19 protein-coding genes are annotated in these 17,560 nt (G+C 65.2%); 11 read left to right on the top strand and 8 right to left on the bottom strand.

Annotated elements, in window-relative coordinates; genetic code table 11:
• Positions 1-44: 44 nt before the first annotated feature.
• From SPMU_RS15120 to SPMU_RS15110, 3 genes are all read right to left on the bottom strand, one after another.
• Complete coding sequence (locus SPMU_RS15120) at positions 45-755, bottom strand: ribonuclease T2 (protein WP_088335151.1); 711 nt, start codon at positions 753-755, stop codon at positions 45-47.
• Positions 756-856: 101 nt separating this feature from the next.
• The gene (gene nadC, locus SPMU_RS15115) at positions 857-1,693 is read right to left on the bottom strand and encodes a carboxylating nicotinate-nucleotide diphosphorylase (RefSeq protein ID WP_088334943.1); all 837 of its coding nucleotides are present in this window, start codon (positions 1,691-1,693) and stop codon (positions 857-859) included.
• A complete protein-coding gene (locus SPMU_RS15110) occupies positions 1,690-2,193 on the bottom strand; it encodes an SH3 domain-containing protein (RefSeq protein WP_088334941.1) in 504 nt (167 codons plus the stop codon). The genes nadC and SPMU_RS15110 overlap by 4 nt, the downstream gene beginning before the upstream one ends.
• Before the next feature lie 91 nt (positions 2,194-2,284).
• Here SPMU_RS15110 and SPMU_RS15105 point away from each other — a divergent pair, with 91 nt between their 5' ends.
• Together SPMU_RS15105 and SPMU_RS15100 are read left to right on the top strand one after the other, a co-directional pair.
• The gene (locus SPMU_RS15105; protein ID WP_088335149.1) at positions 2,285-3,283 is read left to right on the top strand and encodes a 2-hydroxyacid dehydrogenase; all 999 of its coding nucleotides are present in this window, start codon (positions 2,285-2,287) and stop codon (positions 3,281-3,283) included.
• 88 nt (positions 3,284-3,371) lie between these two features.
• On the top strand, positions 3,372-3,566 hold the full coding sequence (locus tag SPMU_RS15100; protein ID WP_088335147.1) for a hypothetical protein: 195 nt from the start codon (positions 3,372-3,374) through the stop codon (positions 3,564-3,566).
• Positions 3,567-3,628: 62 nt separating this feature from the next.
• Here the strand turns inward: SPMU_RS15100 and SPMU_RS15095 are convergent, their stop codons facing one another.
• Complete coding sequence (locus SPMU_RS15095; RefSeq protein ID WP_088335145.1) at positions 3,629-5,032, bottom strand: NAD(P)H-dependent flavin oxidoreductase; 1,404 nt, start codon at positions 5,030-5,032, stop codon at positions 3,629-3,631.
• 89 nt (positions 5,033-5,121) lie between these two features.
• Positions 5,122-6,258 (bottom strand): glycosyltransferase, encoded by a 1,137-nt coding sequence (locus SPMU_RS15090; RefSeq protein ID WP_088334939.1) that lies wholly within the window; start codon positions 6,256-6,258, stop codon positions 5,122-5,124.
• 281 nt (positions 6,259-6,539) lie between these two features.
• Here SPMU_RS15090 and SPMU_RS15085 point away from each other — a divergent pair, with 281 nt between their 5' ends.
• Complete coding sequence (locus SPMU_RS15085; RefSeq protein ID WP_088334937.1) at positions 6,540-6,947, top strand: DUF1801 domain-containing protein; 408 nt, start codon at positions 6,540-6,542, stop codon at positions 6,945-6,947.
• Between the two features lie 10 nt (positions 6,948-6,957).
• Here the strand turns inward: SPMU_RS15085 and SPMU_RS15080 are convergent, their stop codons facing one another.
• From SPMU_RS15080 to SPMU_RS15070, 3 genes are read right to left on the bottom strand one after another with little or no spacing between them, the layout of a single operon-like run.
• Positions 6,958-8,088, bottom strand: a complete 1,131-nt coding sequence (locus SPMU_RS15080; RefSeq protein ID WP_088334935.1) for a glycoside hydrolase family 130 protein — start codon at positions 8,086-8,088, stop codon at positions 6,958-6,960.
• The gene (locus tag SPMU_RS15075) at positions 8,085-8,858 is read right to left on the bottom strand and encodes an SDR family oxidoreductase (protein WP_088334933.1); all 774 of its coding nucleotides are present in this window, start codon (positions 8,856-8,858) and stop codon (positions 8,085-8,087) included. Before SPMU_RS15075 ends, SPMU_RS15080 begins: the two co-directional genes overlap by 4 nt.
• Before the next feature lie 35 nt (positions 8,859-8,893).
• Complete coding sequence (locus tag SPMU_RS15070) at positions 8,894-9,769, bottom strand: alpha/beta fold hydrolase (RefSeq protein WP_088335143.1); 876 nt, start codon at positions 9,767-9,769, stop codon at positions 8,894-8,896.
• A 37-nt stretch (positions 9,770-9,806) separates the two neighbouring features.
• On the opposite strand from SPMU_RS15070, the gene SPMU_RS15065 reads away from it, so the two are divergent.
• From SPMU_RS15065 to SPMU_RS15030, 8 genes are all read left to right on the top strand, one after another.
• Positions 9,807-11,165 carry a protein adenylyltransferase SelO family protein gene (locus SPMU_RS15065; RefSeq protein ID WP_088334931.1) on the top strand — a complete coding sequence of 453 codons (1,359 nt, stop codon included), beginning with the start codon at positions 9,807-9,809 and terminating at the stop codon, positions 11,163-11,165.
• 58 nt (positions 11,166-11,223) lie between these two features.
• Positions 11,224-12,633, top strand: a complete 1,410-nt coding sequence (gene astD / locus SPMU_RS15060; RefSeq protein WP_088334929.1) for a succinylglutamate-semialdehyde dehydrogenase — start codon at positions 11,224-11,226, stop codon at positions 12,631-12,633.
• 118 nt (positions 12,634-12,751) lie between these two features.
• The gene (locus SPMU_RS15055; protein ID WP_088334927.1) at positions 12,752-13,393 is read left to right on the top strand and encodes a hypothetical protein; all 642 of its coding nucleotides are present in this window, start codon (positions 12,752-12,754) and stop codon (positions 13,391-13,393) included.
• Between the two features lie 84 nt (positions 13,394-13,477).
• The gene (gene cobA, locus SPMU_RS15050; RefSeq protein WP_088334925.1) at positions 13,478-14,269 is read left to right on the top strand and encodes a uroporphyrinogen-III C-methyltransferase; all 792 of its coding nucleotides are present in this window, start codon (positions 13,478-13,480) and stop codon (positions 14,267-14,269) included.
• A complete protein-coding gene (locus tag SPMU_RS15045; RefSeq protein ID WP_088334923.1) occupies positions 14,266-14,562 on the top strand; it encodes a DUF2849 domain-containing protein in 297 nt (98 codons plus the stop codon). The genes cobA and SPMU_RS15045 overlap by 4 nt, the downstream gene beginning before the upstream one ends.
• 43 nt (positions 14,563-14,605) lie before the next feature.
• A complete protein-coding gene (locus SPMU_RS15040; protein ID WP_088334921.1) occupies positions 14,606-16,237 on the top strand; it encodes a nitrite/sulfite reductase in 1,632 nt (543 codons plus the stop codon).
• Entirely contained in the window at positions 16,230-16,658 is a 429-nt protein-coding gene (locus SPMU_RS15035; RefSeq protein WP_088334919.1) for a DUF934 domain-containing protein, read from the top strand. Before SPMU_RS15040 ends, SPMU_RS15035 begins: the two co-directional genes overlap by 8 nt.
• Entirely contained in the window at positions 16,651-17,409 is a 759-nt protein-coding gene (locus tag SPMU_RS15030; RefSeq protein ID WP_088334917.1) for a phosphoadenylyl-sulfate reductase, read from the top strand. The genes SPMU_RS15035 and SPMU_RS15030 overlap by 8 nt, the downstream gene beginning before the upstream one ends.
• Positions 17,410-17,560 lie beyond the last annotated feature (151 nt).

Below are 17,560 nucleotides of genomic sequence, written 5' to 3'. Positions count from 1 at the left end.
GGCCGGTGTGAAAGCCTGGCGCCATTACCGCTCCGTCACATGCATCAACGCGGGCCGCGCCAGATCCGGACGCGTGCGTTCGCTTTAACGCCACCCTGATGGGCCGGACAACGGGCGTATTGAAGACGCTTGTTCATACAGATCCAAACCTCGTCCAACCAACCTTGGCGATCCGTGGTGATCTTCATCATGTCGGCGCGCATGCCGGGGTTCACGCGAGCAAAAGCGGCCGCGAACTTGCCCGCTGAGAGAGGCCGGCGCGAGAGCGAAACCATATCTGGATAGCGAAGCCTGCCATAAAGGCCTGTCGCTTTGGCAAAGTAGCTGTCCGGCGTCTCGCCTGCCATGCAGGTGCCGTGCTTCGCCCACTCGTGCTGAAGCAACTGCGCCGAAGGCGTAGAGCATATGTTCGCCCGAACCGTACGCTCCGGAAGAAGCGACGTGGACTTACAATATTGTGGCCACTCCTTTCCGATACCGTCCGGCCAAAGCCCGTGCAGAACGAATCCGAAACGGTTTCTGCCGCCGCACTGAAAGCGTGATCGCGCCGCCCGATCTGGTTGGCGGCAATATTGCGGCGACCAGCTGATCGCGAGCGTATAGTGCCCAATCGGGAGCAGCCGTTGCGGTTCACGCTCACTTGGCAAGTCAGGCCGGACCTGAAGCATGCTGGCGTCTGGCACAGCGCATTGATACGCCTGCGCCGTCGCGACGCCCGGAACGACCGCGAGTGCCAGCCCGAACCATCGTATCATCAACATCACTCCGTGCTTTTAACCGGCCAAAGCGCAGTTGCGCGCTTTCGTCCGCCTTGTTTCAACATTAGTCGCCCGCTCTGGAGACTGACGATCAGCGTTCATGCGAGCGCGAAATCAAGGCCGATGTCCGCGGCCGGCGCGGATTGGGTAAGGCGGCCGACACTGATGAAGTTCACGCCGGTTTCCGCAATGTCGCGGATCGTATCGAGCGAGACACCTCCCGATGCCTCCGTCGGGACACGGTCCTCAATCAAGGCGAGCGCCTCGCGGAGCATAGCCGGCGGCATATTATCCAGCAGAAGACGCGTCGCGCCCGCGAGCAGCGCAGGTTCGATCTGGTCCGTTCGATCCACCTCGACGATGATCTCGGCGATGCCGGCCGCGCGGGCCCGACGTACCGCTTCCGCCACATCGCCCGCGATCGCGACATGATTATCCTTGATCATCGCCGCGTCCCACAGACCCATGCGATGGTTTTGCGCACCGCCCGTGCGCGTGGCATATTTTTCCAGCAAACGAAGGCCTGGAAGCGTCTTGCGCGTATCGAGCAGAACCGCGCCAGTACCGGCGATGCGATCGACGTAAAGGCTCGTCATCGTGGCGATGCCGGACAGGTGCTGAACGGTGTTCAAGGCGGAACGCTCGGCTGTCAGCAGCGCGCGAGCCTGACCCGCGATCCGCATCAGCGCTGTACGCGGCGCAACGCGAGCACCCTCCTTCACGAGCAGCTCCACGGTGGCTGCAGAGTCCAGATGGCGAAAAAATGCCGCGGCGATCTCCAGCCCGGCCACGGTGATCGGGTCACGCGTCACCATCACAGCGTTGAAACGAGCTTCCGCCGGGATCACCGCCTCGGAGGTGACGTCTACGCCCGAGCCCAGATCCTCGCGCAGCGTTGCCGACACAAAGGCCTGGATATCAAAATCCTGGATCACGGCAACGACTCCTCTGGCGAAACGCCCCACAGCCGACTTGCCTCAACGTAGCCTGCTTGCCCCCGAATATCGAAGCGGCACCAGCCGCGCGCGCACTGGCTGATGCGGCCGACCACGCCCGGCTCCGCACGCCAGAGCACCCGCGCACCGAAAGAAGGCCGCTCGCGAAGCTCAGTCACACCGCCTTGGACGATCCCCGTCCGCGTGCTGCTGATCAGAGTGCCAAGAAACCAACCCTGCTCTCCGGCCGGGTCCTCCACCTTGCGCCATTCCTTGAAGACATCAACCACGCGAACCGGAAGGTCCGGGCGTACGTAAAGCCATGTTGCCGGATACGACCGGCCGGGCCCGGAGCGCATCCGCGCCTTTCCGGCGCTGATCGATGCGAAATAGGGAGGTTTCGGCCTCTCTTTACCGGTTTGCGCAGCGACATCACCCGTCATCAACGCGACAAGAACGGCAATTGTCGTCACCCCCGCCGTCCACTGCCGCATCATCATCCCCCGTCTGCCACACCTCCCTCTAGCCGCGTGGAAGGCCTTGCTTCAACCGGTCGTTGACGCTGATGCGCAGCTTCGCCACATCGCGGCCATGGTCGACGCCCGCAAATGTCCCAATCCCCGGGTTATTGTGACCCGCGAACTGCCGAACGCCACCATGGATCGGTTGGAGGCGCTGTTCGATACGGTAAACAACCGCGCGGACCTGGCCATGTCGCGGGAGCAGCTTGCCGAAGCGATGGCGTACTGCGACGTGCTGGTTCCAACCGTGGTCGACGCGATCGACGCCGAACTTATCGCGGCCGCAGGCGATCGACTTAAGCTGATCGCCAATTTCGGCGCTGGCGTAAACCATATCGATTTGAAGGCCGCGAGAGCCCGCGGGATCATTGTCACCAACACGCCGGGGGTGCTCACCGAAGACACCGCCGACATGACCATGGCGCTGATCGTTTCTGTTCCGCGCAGGCTCGCGGAGGGTGAGAAGCTCGTCCGATCGGGAGAATGGAAGGGGTGGAGCCCCGGCGGAATGCTGGGGCATCGCATCGGCGGCAAGGCTCTCGGCATCGTCGGCATGGGGCGAATCGGCCAAGCGGTGGCGCGCCGGGCGCGCGCTTTCGGCCTGTCGATTCATTATCACAATCGCCATCGCCTGCCGAAGGTGGTCGAGGCCGAGCTACAAGCGCAGTGGCATCCCAATCTGGATGAGATGCTGGCCAACGTTGACATCCTGACCATCCATACGCCGCGCAATGCGGACAGCGAGAATTTGATCAGCGCGGAGCGGATCGGGTTGTTGCGCCCGCACGTGTACCTGATCAACGCCAGCCGTGGCGGTATCGTCGACGAGGACGCGATGATCGAGGCGCTGGAGGCGGGGAGCCTCGCCGGCGCTGGGCTCGACGTGTGGACGCACGAGCCGATGATCGATCCACGGCTGCTCGCCCTGCCGAACGTCGTCATGACGCCGCACATGGGATCGGCGACGTTCGAGGGGCGGCTCGCCACCGGCGAAAGGGTCATGACGAACATCCGCATGTGGGCTGACGGCCATCGCCCGCCGGATCAGGTGCTCGAAGGCTGGATCTGACGCCCGAAGTGTAAGGTTGCGTTTCCTGTCGGAACGGTACCCAGTGAAGCCGGATTATCCGATCGTTCAACCGATTGGAGTTTGCGAAATGAAGAAGGCAGTTCTTCTGCTGATGCTTGGCGTCACTGCAGTATCTACCTCGGCCTGTTCCACGCTTCGCGGCGCGGCGATCGGCGGTGCGGGGGGTGCAGGCGTGGCGGCGGTGACGGGCGGCAGCGTTGAGAAAGGCGCCGCGGTCGGCGGAGCCGGTGGCGCGGTCGTCGGCACAATCGTCGACAACTGAGCGAGCCGCGACGGGTGCCGCCCGCCAAGCCGAAAAGGCGTGGCGAGCGGCACCGCCGCTGATCAGTCGCCGGTCAGAATGCGGTCAACGAGCTGCTTCACCGTCGGTACGAAGCCGTTTGAATAGAATGGATCGCGCTTGAAGTTGTACGCGGCGTGGCCGGCGAACATCAGGTTCGCCTCCGTATCGCCGCCGTGCGCGATATCCTGCAGCGTCTTCTGAATGCAGAAGCTGCGCGGATCCGCCAGACGGCCAGTCGAATTGGTCTCCGTATCCGCCCAGCTCGAGAACAGGCACTGGCTGAGGCAGCCCATGCAATCGGCCTGGTCCTTGCGGATTTCGGCCTTCTCCTGCGGGCTGACGAACACCAGGGTGTTGTCCGGGGTCTTCAGCGCGTCGGTGAAGCCGTGGCCGAACCATTCACGCGCGCGAAGCAAATCGTTGCGAGTGACCCAGAAGTTTTTGCCCTTCACGCCCACGTCCAACTGGAAGACGTGATCGCCCGCCTCTTGTGTGGAAAAAGCGATCTGCCGCTCGGAACGCGCCTCAAGACTGCGCAGGAACGGGTTACGCACGGCGGAGGAATAGAAACCCGTCGGTGAGAAGCGATGCAGGAGGACGTCGCCCTCCTCGATCGTCATCAACCGCTCCTTCCACTCCTGCGGAATCGGGCTTTCCTGCGTGAGCAGCGGGCGCGTGCCATATTGGAAGGCGATGGCGCCAAGCTCGGGATTGTCGATCCAGTGGTTCCAGTCACGCAGATACCAGACGCCGCCGGCCATGATGATCGGAGTGGTATCGGGGATACCGCCCTCGCGCATCGTCTCGCGCAGCGCTTTCACGCGCGGATACGGATCCTCGGGCTTCAGCGGATCCTCGGCGTTAGACAGGCCATTGTGCCCGCCGGCCAGCCACGGATCCTCATACACGACCGCGCCGAGCAGATCGGCGACCTTCGAATAGGCACGCTTCCAAAGCGCGCGGAAGGCGCGACCGGAGGAGACGATCGGCAGATAATTGACGTTGTAGGAGGCCGCGATCTCACTCAGCTTGTACGGCATGCCCGCACCGCAGGTAACGCCGGCGACCAGCCCGCGCGTGCGCTCGAGCACGCCCTGGAGCACGCGCTGCGCGCCGCCCATTTCCCACAAAACGTTGATGTTGATCGCGCCCTTGCCGCCGGCGATCTCCCAGGCACGCTGGACCTGCTGGACGGCGCCTTCGATAGCATAGGCGATCAGCTCTTCATGGCGTTCGCGCCGGGTCAGGGCATGATACACCTGCGGCACGATCTTGCCCTCGGCGTCGTAGCTGTCCGCATTAACGGCGCTGACTGTGCCGATACCGCCAGCCGCGGCCCATGCGCCGGCCGAGGCATGGTTCGTTGCCGCAACGCCTTTTCCGCCTTCCACCAGCGGCCAGACTTCGCGGCCGTTGTAGACGATGGGCTGCAGCCCCTTGAACACGGCAGATGCCACGGCTTTGTTTTACCTCCAATGACACGGATAAGGCGCCCTAGCGAGAAAGGTTGCGTCGGGCGAGAAAATTACGTGGATCAGGAAAGCGCCCCCGGGCGCGCCATCGCCGCTTCGTACAGCGCAGCATAACGCGAGATCATGCGCCGCTCGTCATATTCCGCCTCAGCCTTGCGCCGGTTGGCCTCACCGACAGTGCGGCGGAGCTCCGGATCGGCGATCAGCTTCTGCATCGCGTCGCGCAGGCGAACCTCGCCGTGATATTCGGTGATGAACGGTGCGTTTTCGGCCGACACCATGGTGGGAACGTCGCCAACCGGCGGCGCGACGACCGGCAGCCCGGCGGCCATCGCCTCCACCACCGAAATGGGAAACTGCTCTGACCGCGACGAAAGCGCGAGCAGGTCGAAATGGCCGAGAAAACGATACGGCCGATCCAGGAAGCCTGGAAGGACCAACTGATCGTCGATCCCCATCGCCAGTGCCGCTTGCTCGATCGCAGCGCGCTCCGGACCTTCGCCGACGATTACCAACCGGAACCGACCGGACAAACCGCCTGCTGCGCGAACGAGTGCCGGCAGATCCTTGACGGCGCGCAATCCGGCAACCGTTCCGATCACCGTCTCCTTGGGCTTGCGCACGAAGCCTGGGATCGCCTTGGGCTCCGGCTTGCCGGCATACAGGCCCGTGGCGATACCGTTGATGATACGGTGAACCTTCGCCCGCGGCTGCTTCCATGTTTCCAGCGCGATCCGCTCCAGCGTGGTGGAGGGCACGGCAAGACCATGCGCCGCGCTGAGCGCCAGCCGGCGATAGAGGTTGCGTTCGCGCTTGAGCCCGCCAGCCTCATCCTCGTTGAAGCCATCTTCGTGATGCACGACCGGCGGCACGCCGCGGCCGAACACCCGGCGCGCCATGACGCCGTCGATCGCGCCCCAATTGTAGGTCAGCACCAGATCGAAGCGTCGCATGAACCGCGCGAGGGCATCGTACCGGGCAACCGAAGGGCGGCCCTGGAGCGGCGGGGGATCCTGCGCAATCTCGTATTTGATGCCCTTGGCGATCCGCTCACGCGCGCCATAACGACCGGGCATGCCCGACACGATCGTGTGCCGCGCGCGATCGCCGAAGGCGTTCATCAGCCGCGTGGCGCGCGCTTCCTTTCCGCCCAGATCGAAGGTGGAATGGAGGTGGAGGATGTTGATGGGCTGGGGCATCAGATCGACGACTTTGCTCGCGAATGTTGAGAAAGTTGAGACACTGGCGCGATCGCGCGGCGTGGCGAAAGTTCACAAAGATCGCGCTTATAAAGAACGTTTTCGCGGTGCGAAGTTTCGGAACTGACGGGTGTTGGGCGCTGGTCGATCATGGGCACGCCCATGACACAGATCGGGCGGCGTAGGACAGAGCGGCTGGGCTCCGCCACTGGGCTCAGGCGGGGCGATGTCGCTGGACGGTGCGCCAGCCATCGATCACAACGCGGACCGGAGGTGATGCCATGGCCGAGGTGAAGCTGTTGTCGGGCGGCAATCCGCAGATTCCCAAAGGCGACGGTGATGGGCCGGTGCAGGCCTATATCGATGCCATGCCGGGGTGGAAGCGGCGGGTGGGTGTGGCGCTTGCAGCGGCGATCGAGCGCGCGGTTCCGGGGACGGCGAAGGCGGTCAAGTGGAACACGCCGTTCTTCGGCGTCGAAGGCCAGGGCTGGTTCACCGCATTTCACTGTTTCGACAAATATGTGAAGGTCACCTTCTTCCAGGGTGCCTCGCTCGACCCCGTTCCGCCTGGCAAGTCCAAGCAGGACAATGTCCGCTATCTCGACATCCGCGAAACGGATGAGATGGACCTGGCGCAGATCGAGCGCTGGATGAAACAGGCCAGCACGCTGCCGGGCGAGCGCCTGTAGTCGCAGGGGATCAGACCCGGATCGCGCTCTTGGGCATGTGGGTGATGCGGCAGGCGAGGTCCGCCTCCCCGCTTGCCACGATCCAATGGTCGTCAGCATCCACGATGCCGGTCGTGAAGACGACATTGTCGAGGTACATCTGGTCCTTCAGTGGCTCGGTGAGCGCCGGATTGGGCTCGAGCAGCGGCTGATGCTGGGTGGCGATCGTGCGCCAGGGCTCGTCCTTGTCGAGCAGGGTCCAATAAGTGCGGTAGATACCGACGACCCCGGATGGTTCGACGCCGTGCCACAAGGTGAGCCAGCCTTCGCGGCCATCTACCGTGGTCAGCACCGGCTGCGCGCCGCCGCCGATGCGCGCCGTCGCGGTGGTCGCGGCATGGGGGCGGACGCCGGGATGGTCGCTCGGCTTCCAATGGAGCGCGTCAGGCGACGAGGCAAGGTTGATCGAGGGGCCGGCGCGCCATTCGCTGCTTGGTGGATAGGCGAAGTACAGATCGCCGAGCGGACGGGTCTGCGCCCAATATTTGCCGCCGATCAGCCCCTCGAAGATCAGCATGTCCTTGTTCTGATGATCAAGGACGATGCCTTGAAGCTGCCAGTCCAGCGCGTCCGTGCTGGTATATAGCGTGGTCGAGTGGCGTTCCGGGCTGACCGAGCAGGTCGTCATCAGGAAGCGGTCGCCGACGCGGCTGATGCGTGCGTCCTCCACGCCATAATTCTGGTAACTGGCCCGCGGCGCGATCGCGCGGTCGTAATGAACCGCCTCTACCCGGCGCCCCTCGGGATCAAGCTCGACCGGGAGCAGCCAGGACAAGGAGGTCAGCGCCATCACCTTCCACCCGCCGCCGCGCATCATGAACTTGCGCGGATCGGCGGTGTCGACGAGCTGAAGTGGCCATGGATCGAGCCGATACCCAGCCTCCTCCCAGCGGATCGCCCGCACATGACCGTCGCGAATGGGCGTGCGCAACGCCTCGGCAATCCGCACCATCAGAAGGAGGTTGCCGTTCGGCAGCCGGGTCATCCCCGGATTGAAGGCGCCCAGAACATAGGTGTCCTCATCGATATGCCCCGCGAGCGGCGAGCGGGACAGATCGACATCGTGCGGCGTGAAGACGAGGTGATCGAGCGGAAAGGTCATTCCTGATCCTGCATGCGCGGCGAAATGGTAACTTGCTGCACAACGGCGCGGCGCGGCTGGGTCAGCAGGTAATGCACACCGACCGCGATGTCCTCGGCGCGGAGCATTTCCTCCTTGTTGATCCGTTCGGCCTGTTCCTCGTTGGTGCCCTCCACCATGTCGCTGCCGGTGAGGCCCGGTTCGACGAGCGAGACGCGTACGCCCTTCTTGCCGAGCTCGCGGCGGAGCGCGATGGCGAAACCCTGGATGCCGTATTTGATCCCGGCATAGACGGTGGAACCGGGACCGAGGACATAGGCGCTCATCGAGCCGACCAGGACGATGTCGCCCTGCCCCTTTGCATCCTCGCCATAGGCGCCCATCGCCTTGGTGGCCGCTTGCGCGGAGAGCAGATAGGCAGTGAAGTTGCTGCCGATGGTATAGCGCAGGTCAGCCTCGCTCATTTCGGACAAGCCTTCGGCGCCGCGGGCTGCGTTAATCACGGCGACGTCCAGCCCACCGAGGTACGCGGTTGCCGCATCGAACAGGCGAGCGACGTTGCTTTCTTCCGCCAGATCGATGGACATGCCGTCGCCCTCGCCCACTTCTCGAATGCGCGTCAGCGCATCTTCGAGATGCTGCTCGTCCCGCCCACAGATGAAGACCTTGGCACCCTCGCTCGCGAGCAGCACCGCGATCGCGCGGCCGATACCGGTCGTGCCGCCAGTGACCAGCACACGGCGGCCGGCGAGCGGAGTCGTGGCGGTGTGCGCGTCGGATTGATCAGTCATGAAGGCTCCTCTTGGGCAGGAGTTGCCTTGACGCCTCAGGCGCTTGCCGGTTCCGCGGCGGCGCGGGCGAGCAGCCGGTCGATCGCGCCCTGCACCCCCGGCTCGGCAAGTGTCGGGGCATGGCCGATGCCCGGCAGCGTGATCAGCTCCGCATGGGGAAGCGCAGCGATCATGCGCTCAGCCACATCTGCGCGCAGAATGTCGGACCTTCCGCCCCGCACCACCAGCACCGGCGCGCTGCCCAGCGCCGCCATGGCGGGCCACATGTCCGGGCCGGCCTGATTGCCCGGAGCGCGGAAAGGCTCGGCGATCTTCAAATCATAGTCGATCACGATGCGACCGGCATTGTTGAGCCGGTACAGCCGCTTGGCCATCGCGAGCCAATCCTCGAAATTCCAGTCGGGATAGATGTCGGCATGCGCCTCCTGGATCGCGCGGGCGGCGTGCATCCAGGTGGGCCAGGTGCTGGAGCGGCTGACGTGGCCGCGCACGCGGGCGAGACCGGCGGGATCGATTTCGGGGCCCACATCATTCAGGAGAGCGCCGGCGATCCGCCCAGGCAACATGCCCGCGAGCAGCATGGCGACGATGCCGCCCAGCGACGTGCCGATCGCGATGAAGCGATTGACCTGCTGATCCGCCAGCAAGGCCGCAATATCCTGCGCATAGGTTAGCGGGACATAGCTCATCGGATCCTTGGCATAGGCGCTTTCGCCGCGACCCCGGAGATCAACCGCCAGCACGCGGTGGCGGCCGGCGATCCGCCGCGCCAGCACATCATAATCACGCGCGTTGCGCGTCAGCCCGGGAAGGCAAAGGACAGGAAGCGCGCCGGGCTCGCCGGGATAATCGCGCGCGTGCAGCCGCAAACCGTCGTTCGACCACCAATAAACATCTTTCCAGGCGGTCATGCTTGCACCTTCGCTCACCCGGGTCCCATATCGACGCATGGCCTTCGACCCGCAAGCGTACCGACCCGAGACGAGCCTCCTCGCGCTTGGGGATGCATTCTACGATCAGGTGGAGGGCGCGGCCTTTCCACAAACGATCATCCGGTTCCTCAACGAGCGCGCGGCGACGCAGATCGGCCTCGGCGGAATGGACGACGGCCTGTGGACGGAACATTTCGGCCTTTTCAAGCCGTTGCCCGGCTCACTCACCCATCCGCTGGCGCTGCGCTATCACGGGCATCAGTTCCGCACCTACAATCCTGACATCGGCGACGGGCGCGGGTTCACCTTTGCGCAGCTTCGCGACGACAAGGGCCGGCTGATGGATCTTGGCACCAAGGGATCGGGGAAGACGCCGTGGAGCCGATTCGGCGATGGCCGCCTCACGCTGAAGGGCGGGGTGCGCGAAGTGCTGGCGAGCGAGATGCTGGAGGCGCTAAACGTGCCGACATCGCGCAGCTTCTCGCTGATCGAGACCGGCGAAGCGCTGCACCGCGAGGACGAGCCCTCCCCTACCCGCTCCGCCGTGCTGGTGCGGCTGAGCCATAGCCACATCCGGATCGGCACGTTTCAGCGGCTGGCCTTCGGGCGGGAGGCGGACGCCATGCGCCGGCTGGTCCGCTATGTCATGGCGAACCTCTACGGCGAGGACAGCGACGATCCCGTGCGGCTGCTGGAGCTGGTGGTCGAGCGCACTGCGCGGCTTGCCGCGTCGTACATGGCCGCTGGCTTCGTCCACGGCGTGCTCAATTCGGACAATATCAACATCACCGGCGAGAGCTTCGATTATGGCCCCTGGCGGTTCACGCCGACGTGGGAGCCGGCCTTTGTCGCGGCGTATTTCGACCACAACGGCATTTACGCCTTTGGTCGGCAGCCCGAGGCGATCCATTGGGACGTGATGCAGCTGGCGTCGTCGCTGCGCCTGTTGACCGATGCCGACCCGCTGATCGCCGCGCTGGACCAGTTTGCCCCGGCGTATCAGCCGGCCATCACCGATGCGTTCCTTTGGCGATTGGGCCGGGCGAGCGTCTCGCCGGAGGCGGACCGCGCGCTGGTGCAGGCAACCGAGCGCGCGCTTCGGGAAACCGGCACGGGCATCGACCGCTTTTTCTTCGATGCCTTCGGCCAGCCGCTGCCAGACGGCTATGCGCCGGCATGGGACGAGGCGCGGGCACTGCTCGCCGCCGCGCCGCTACGCGCCGAGCGCTCGCATCCTTATTGGGCGGGCGAGCCGTGCGCGATGCTGATCGAGGAGGTCGAGGCGATCTGGTCGGCGATCAGGGACCAGGACGATTGGGCACCGTTCAACGCCAAGATCGCTGCGATCCGGAACATGGGCGAGGCACTTCGCTGAACTTGTTTCGGCCGGCCGAATTCCCATAAGGCCGGAATACGATTATTGAGGGCAATACGTGAGCGAAATCATCTCCTTCGAGCCCGCGACCGGCGCCGAACTGTGGCGCGGGGCGATCGGAGACGTGGATGCGGAAGTGGCCGCTGCGCGCGGCGGCTGGGCGGCCTGGGCGGCGCGCCCGCTCACCTATCGTATCGAGACGATGCGCCGGTTCGCGAATGTCATTCGCTCGCGGCAGGATGATTTCGCGGACCTGATCGCACGCGAGACCGGCAAGCCGCTGTGGGAAGCGCGCACCGAAGTCGACACCGTGATCGGCAAGGTGGACATTTCCGTCTCCGCTTATGCCGACCGTACGGCACAGCGCCGGCTCGACGCACCGATGGGATCGCGCATGGCGCTTCGCCACAAGCCACATGGCGTGCTGGCGGTGCTGGGACCGTACAATTTCCCGGCGCATCTGCCCAACGGGCACATCGTCCCGGCCCTGATCGCGGGCAATGCGGTGGTCTTCAAGCCATCGGAGAAAACGCCCGCCAGCGGCGCCTTTCTGGTCGATTGCTACCGCGCGGCTGGTGTGCCGGAAGAGTGCATCCGCCTGGTGATCGGCGGCCCCGAGGAAGGCCGGGCGCTGGCCGGGCATGACGGGATCGACGGGCTGCTCTTTACCGGGTCCGCCCGCACGGGCATCGCGCTGAACCGCGCGTTTGCCGAGAAGCCGGAGAAGATCCTGGCGCTGGAGATGGGCGGCAACAACCCCATCGTGGTGTGGGACACGCCGGATCTCTACACGGCGGCCGTCATTATCCTCCAATCGGCCTTCACCAGCGCTGGCCAGCGGTGCACCGCGGCGCGGCGGCTGATCGTCGATGAAAAGCTCTATGCGCCCTTGATCGAGCAATTGAACGGGCTGCTCCAGCGCCTGATCGTCGGCGCGCCGCATGATGACCCGGCGCCCTTCATGGGCCCGGTGATCGACAATGAAGCGGCCGACCAACTGACCGAGAGCTTCCTTGCGCTGCTGATGCGCGGCGGGCGGCCGATCCGCCATCTGGAGCAACCAGTACCGGACCGGCCATTCCTGTTGCCGGGCATTATCGACATGACGGCGGCCAGCGAGCGACCGGACCTGGAATTGTTCGGGCCGATCTTGCAGGTGGTGCGGACCAACACCTTTGACGAGGCGATCGCCGAGGCGAACAACACGCGCTACGGCTTGTCGGCATCGCTGATCAGTCAGACGCCGGCCTTGTACGACCGCTTCTGGGCAGGCGCGCGGGCGGGCATCGTCAACTGGAACCGGCCAACCAACGGCGCCTCCTCCTCCGCGCCGTTCGGCGGCATCGGCTGGTCAGGCAACCATCGCCCCAGCGCGTATTATGCGGCGGATTATTGCGCCTATCCCGTGGTGTCCAACGAAGCGGATGCGGCGCGGGCCTCGATCGGCATCGGTTTGCGCAACGCGTGAGCGGGGCGGCGGCGGGGCATGGCGCTGCCGCCGCCACGCCTGGGATCGAGCGGGCGCGAGGAACGTGAGAACAGCTGCCGCGACGAAACTTCCTGTCGACGCGCATGGTTGTGCGGGGATGCGAACATTCGTCTCCGCTCTCACCCTGAGCATCGCGCTGGTTGCCTGCTCCCCCGATCCCGATCCCGATCCCGATACGCCGAACGCGGCGCAGGCGCCGGAAGTGGTTCAGAGTGTACCTGAACCGGATGCGTCCGCGATGCCGGAGCAATCGCGCTCGCCAGCCGCGTCGACCCCATCACCAACGCCGACAACTGCGCCCTCCCCCGGCAAGGTCCTGGCGCTGGAGGGGCTGGGTGACCTACGCATCGGCGCTGCGCTCCCACGCGGCGGCAGTTGGGCGGAGCGCGGCGCGCAGATCGATGGCGATTGCCGCACGGTTAGTTCGCCGAGCTACCCCGGCGTGTATGCGATCGTGACGGACGGCAAGGTCCGGCGGATCACCATTGGCGAGCGATCGGACGTCAAGCTGGTCGAGGGCATCGGCGTTGGCGCAAGCGAGCGCGACGTGGTGCGCGCCTTTGGCGGTTTCCGGGCGGAACCGCACGAATATGTCGCCGCGCCGGCCAAATATCTGACGGCCCCCAATGCGGCCGGCGGCGATCCCGCGCTGCGCTTCGAGATCGGGCAGGACCGCAAGGTAAGCCTGATCCACGTCGGGACGATGCCGGCGCTCGGCTATGTCGAGGGCTGCGCGTAAGTTCCCCTAACGGCATAGCTATCCTACGGCATCGGCAAGCATCGCTCGGTTGATGCCGGGGGGCCGCGGCGCCATCTTTCGATCATGACGAGCCTTCTCGATCCCGACGCGCGTGGCCGCGTTATCCTTGTCGGCGCTGGCCCCGGAGACCCGGGGCTGCTGACGGTACGCGCCGTGGCGGCGCTGAAAGCCGCCGACGTGGTCGTCCACGATGGCCTGATCGATCCGCGCGTGCTGGAAATCGCGCCGGCGGAGGCGCATCGCATCTCGGTCGCCAAGCGGCGGGCGCGGCATACCTTGCCGCAGGACGCGATCAACGCGCTGATCGTGGCGCATGTGCGCGCGGGCAGCGTGGTGGTGCGGCTGAAGGGCGGCGACCCGTTCATCTTCGGGCGTGGCGGCGAGGAAGTGGAGGCGGTGCGCGCCGCTGGGCTGCCCGTCGAGGTGATCCCCGGCGTATCGGCGGCGCTTGGCTGCGCAGCGGAGGCGATGCTGCCGCTGACGCATCGCGATCATTCCAGCGCGGTGAGCTTCGTTGCCGGCCAGTGCAAGGGGCTGACCGAACAGGATTGGTCGGGGCTTGCCGGCCAGGGGCGTACCTTGGTGATCTACATGGGCGTCGCGACGGCGGACGCGATTGCAGACAAATTGATGGCCGATGGCGTCGCGCCCGATATGCCGGTCGCGGTGCTGGAAAAGGGCACCTGCCCCGGTCATCGTGCGCTGAAGACGCTGCTGGCGGATCTTGGCCCCATGGTGGGCCGCGAAAAGGTGGCCAGCCCGGCGATCATCGTCGTTGGCGAGGTGGTCGAATTATCAGACGCGGAGGATAAATTGGTGGCTTGGGCACGGGCGGCGGAGAGCATGAACGGATGAAATTGCTGACGGGAAATGATCTGGTGACGGGCGATGTCACGTGGTGGACCGGCAACGGCTGGTCCCGCCATGTCGAGGATGCCGCCGACGTGGGCGATCTTGGCGAAGCGATCGCCAAGGCCGAGGAAGGCGCCCGCCGGGTCAACGTGCCCTATGTGATCGATGCCGTGGCGACGCCCGAGGGGCCGCGGCCGGCGCATATCAAGGATCGCATCCGCGCGCTCGGCCCCACCGTTCGCCCGGACCTGACGCTGAAGCCGGCTGATCCCGATGCGGGCAGCTGGGTGATTTGACCTTCGATCTCGCCGGCAACCGGCGAGGGCCAGGAAGCATACGATGTATCAATATGACCAATATGACCAGTCGATGGTGGACGCCCGGGTCGAGGAATTCCGCGACCAGGTGAAGCGGCGCCTCGCCGGCCAGATGACCGAGGACCGGTTCAAGCCGCTCAGGCTGATGAACGGCCTGTATCTCCAGCTGCACGCCTATATGCTGCGCGTCGCGGTGCCTTATGGCACGCTGAGCAGCCGGCAGATGCGGATGCTGGGGCATGTCGCGCGTAAATATGACCGCGGCTATGGCCATTTCACCACGCGCCAGAACCTCCAGTTCAACTGGATCAAGCTGGAGGATGCGCCGGACATCCTCGCGGAGCTGGCGACGGTGGAGATGCATGCCATCCAGACCAGCGGCAATTGCATCCGCAACATCTCGTCGGACCAGTTCGCCGGTGCCGCCGCGGACGAGGTTACCGATCCGCGCCCCTGGGCCGAGCTGCTGCGCCAGTGGAGCACCTTCCACCCCGAATTCACGTACCTGCCGCGCAAGTTCAAGATCGCTGTCATTGCGGCGGCGGAGGATCGCGCGGCGATGCGGCTGCACGATATCGGCATCGAGCTGCTGAAGAAGGACGGCGTGCTGGGCGCCAAGATCTTCGTTGGCGGGGGCATGGGGCGGACGCCGATGATCTCGCACGAGATCCGCGACTTCGTGACCGCGGACGAGTTGCTGAGCTATCTCGAGGCGTGCCTGCGCGTCTACAATCGCTATGGCCGGCGCGACAATATCTACAAGGCACGGATCAAGATCCTGCTGCACGAGCTGGGGCCCGACGAATATCGCCGCCAGGTCGAGGAGGAATTCGCCCAGGTGAAGACGCTGGGCATCGATCCGCCAGTCGCTGAGCTGGAGCGGATCAGCGCCTTCTTCGCGCCACCGGCATTCGAGAGCGGGCTGAGCGAGGACCTGGATCGCAGCGATCCCGATTTCGCCGTCTGGCTCGACCAGAATGTGAAGCCCCACAAGCAAGCGGGCTATGCGATCGTCAACATCTCGCTGAAGCCGGTTGGGGGCATCCCGGGCGACGCCTCGGCCGACCAGATCGACGTGATGGCGGACCTTGGCGAGCGGTACTCGTTCGACGAGCTGCGCGTCACGCATGCGCAGAACATCGTGCTGCCGCATGTGCGCAAGGCGGACCTCTACGCGGTGTGGCAGGCGCTGACCGAGGCGGGGCTCGCGGAGGCGAACCTCGATCTCATCAGCGACATCATCGCCTGCCCTGGCCTTGATTATTGCAGCCTCGCCAATGCGCGCTCGATCCCGCTGGCGCAGAAGATCGCGGAGCGCTTCCGCGATCTCGACCGGCAGCGTGACCTCGGCGAATTGAAGCTCAAGATCTCGGGCTGCATCAATGCGTGCGGCCACCACCATGCCGGGCACATCGGCATCCTGGGGGTCGATAAGAAGGGCAAGGAGAACTACCAGCTCTCGCTCGGCGGATCGGGCGCGGAGGACGTGAGCCTCGCCAAGATCACTGGACCCGGCTTTGACGAGGATGGTGTGGTGGACGCGATCGAGCGCGTCACGGACCGTTTCGTGCAGGTGCGCGAACCGGGTGAGCGCTTCCTCGACACCTATCGCCGTGTCGGCTTCGAGACGTTCAAGGAGGCGATCTATGGATAATCTTCTGCGCTTCCGCGACGACGAGGCGCATGACGAGCCGGCGATCACGCTGGACTCGTTTCTCGACGGGCAGACCAATGCCGGCGCCGTGCGGCTGGAGGCGGGGGACGATGCGCGTGCGCTGCTGCCCTCGCTCGAGCAACTGGCGCTGGTGGAAGTGAGCTTCCCCAGCTTCCGCGACGGGCGCGGCTATTCCGCGGCGCGGATCCTGCGCGAGGGCGGCTATACCGGGGAGTTGCGGGCAGCGGGCGACGTGCTGGTCGATCAGATCCCGCACATGCGCCGGTGCGGCTTCGACAGCTTCGCGCCCGAGGCGCCGGTTGACGCGGAGACGCTGAAGCGCAGCCTCGATCGCTACGATCACCCCTACCAGCGCGCTGCGGACGCCGCGACGCCCATATGGAAGTTACGTCATGGCTAACGCCGCACGCCGCCTCGACATGATCGACGTCGCACCCGCGTTCACCAGCGGGGATGCGGCGGCGATGGAGGCGCGCTTTGCCGGCGTTTCGACACAGGACATGCTCGCCGAGCTGCTCGCCGGCGAGCTCAAGGGCCGCATCGCGGCGGTTTCTTCCTTCGGCACTGAGTCCGCCGTGCTGCTGCACATGGTGGCACAGGTTGACCGGGACGTGCCCGTCATCTTCACCAACACGCAGAAGATGTTCGGCGAAACACTTGAATACCGGGATGAATTGTCCGAGCGGCTCGGGCTGACGGACCTGCGCGTGTTTCGGCCCGATCCGCGCATCCTGGCCGCCAAGGACACGACGGGGCTGCGCTGGTCCTATGATCCCGATGGCTGCTGCGAGATCCGAAAGGTGGAGCCGCTGCGCCGGGCGTTGCTGCCGTTCGATGCGTGGATTTCCGGACGCAAGGGCTTTCAGTCCTCAACGCGCGCCGCGCTGCCGCGGTTTGAAGTGGATGAGGGACGGCTGAAGCTGAACCCGCTGGCCGATTGGAACAAGGAGCGGCTGGAGACCTATTTCGCGGTGCATGAGCTCCCGCGGCATCCGCTGGAGACGAACGGCTATCCCTCGATCGGGTGCAAGCCCTGCACGTCCAAGGTGCTGCCGGGCGAAGACCCGCGCGCCGGGCGCTGGCGCGGGTGGGAAAAAGTGGAATGCGGCATTCATGTTCCGGAGAAGCCGGGTGAAGAGCCGGCGTTCTGAGGCGTTGCGTGTGCTGGCTTGGCGGACGCTAATTAGAAGCTTCGTGTGAGGCGCTTAGCGTCATGCCAAACTTGTTCCGGTAATCAGGGTGCCGCGCACCTTCTGCACGGTTGAGTCCGCGGAGCACTGGACCCCGGCACAGGGCCGGGGT

It is taken from the genome of Sphingomonas mucosissima, assembly GCF_002197665.1.
Lineage (GTDB): Bacteria > Pseudomonadota > Alphaproteobacteria > Sphingomonadales > Sphingomonadaceae > Sphingomonas > Sphingomonas mucosissima.
The sequence above is the reverse complement of the archived record's forward strand: the minus strand, read 5'-3'. Positions and strand labels throughout refer to the sequence as shown.

Coding starts and splice junctions, on each gene's coding strand:
- SPMU_RS15120 (WP_088335151.1), bottom strand. CDS start 755: ATGATACGATGGTTCGGGCTGGCACTCGCGGTCGTTCCGGGCGTCGCG.
- SPMU_RS15110 (WP_088334941.1), bottom strand. CDS start 2,193: ATGATGATGCGGCAGTGGACGGCGGGGGTGACGACAATTGCCGTTCTT.
- SPMU_RS15105 (WP_088335149.1), top strand. CDS start 2,285: ATGGTCGACGCCCGCAAATGTCCCAATCCCCGGGTTATTGTGACCCGC.
- SPMU_RS15100 (WP_088335147.1), top strand. CDS start 3,372: ATGAAGAAGGCAGTTCTTCTGCTGATGCTTGGCGTCACTGCAGTATCT.
- SPMU_RS15090 (WP_088334939.1), bottom strand. CDS start 6,258: ATGCCCCAGCCCATCAACATCCTCCACCTCCATTCCACCTTCGATCTG.
- SPMU_RS15085 (WP_088334937.1), top strand. CDS start 6,540: ATGGCCGAGGTGAAGCTGTTGTCGGGCGGCAATCCGCAGATTCCCAAA.
- SPMU_RS15080 (WP_088334935.1), bottom strand. CDS start 8,088: ATGACCTTTCCGCTCGATCACCTCGTCTTCACGCCGCACGATGTCGAT.
- SPMU_RS15075 (WP_088334933.1), bottom strand. CDS start 8,858: ATGACTGATCAATCCGACGCGCACACCGCCACGACTCCGCTCGCCGGC.
- SPMU_RS15070 (WP_088335143.1), bottom strand. CDS start 9,769: ATGACCGCCTGGAAAGATGTTTATTGGTGGTCGAACGACGGTTTGCGG.
- SPMU_RS15065 (WP_088334931.1), top strand. CDS start 9,807: ATGGCCTTCGACCCGCAAGCGTACCGACCCGAGACGAGCCTCCTCGCG.
- SPMU_RS15055 (WP_088334927.1), top strand. CDS start 12,752: ATGCGAACATTCGTCTCCGCTCTCACCCTGAGCATCGCGCTGGTTGCC.
- cobA (WP_088334925.1), top strand. CDS start 13,478: ATGACGAGCCTTCTCGATCCCGACGCGCGTGGCCGCGTTATCCTTGTC.
- SPMU_RS15045 (WP_088334923.1), top strand. CDS start 14,266: ATGAAATTGCTGACGGGAAATGATCTGGTGACGGGCGATGTCACGTGG.
- SPMU_RS15040 (WP_088334921.1), top strand. CDS start 14,606: ATGTATCAATATGACCAATATGACCAGTCGATGGTGGACGCCCGGGTC.
- SPMU_RS15035 (WP_088334919.1), top strand. CDS start 16,230: ATGGATAATCTTCTGCGCTTCCGCGACGACGAGGCGCATGACGAGCCG.
- SPMU_RS15030 (WP_088334917.1), top strand. CDS start 16,651: ATGGCTAACGCCGCACGCCGCCTCGACATGATCGACGTCGCACCCGCG.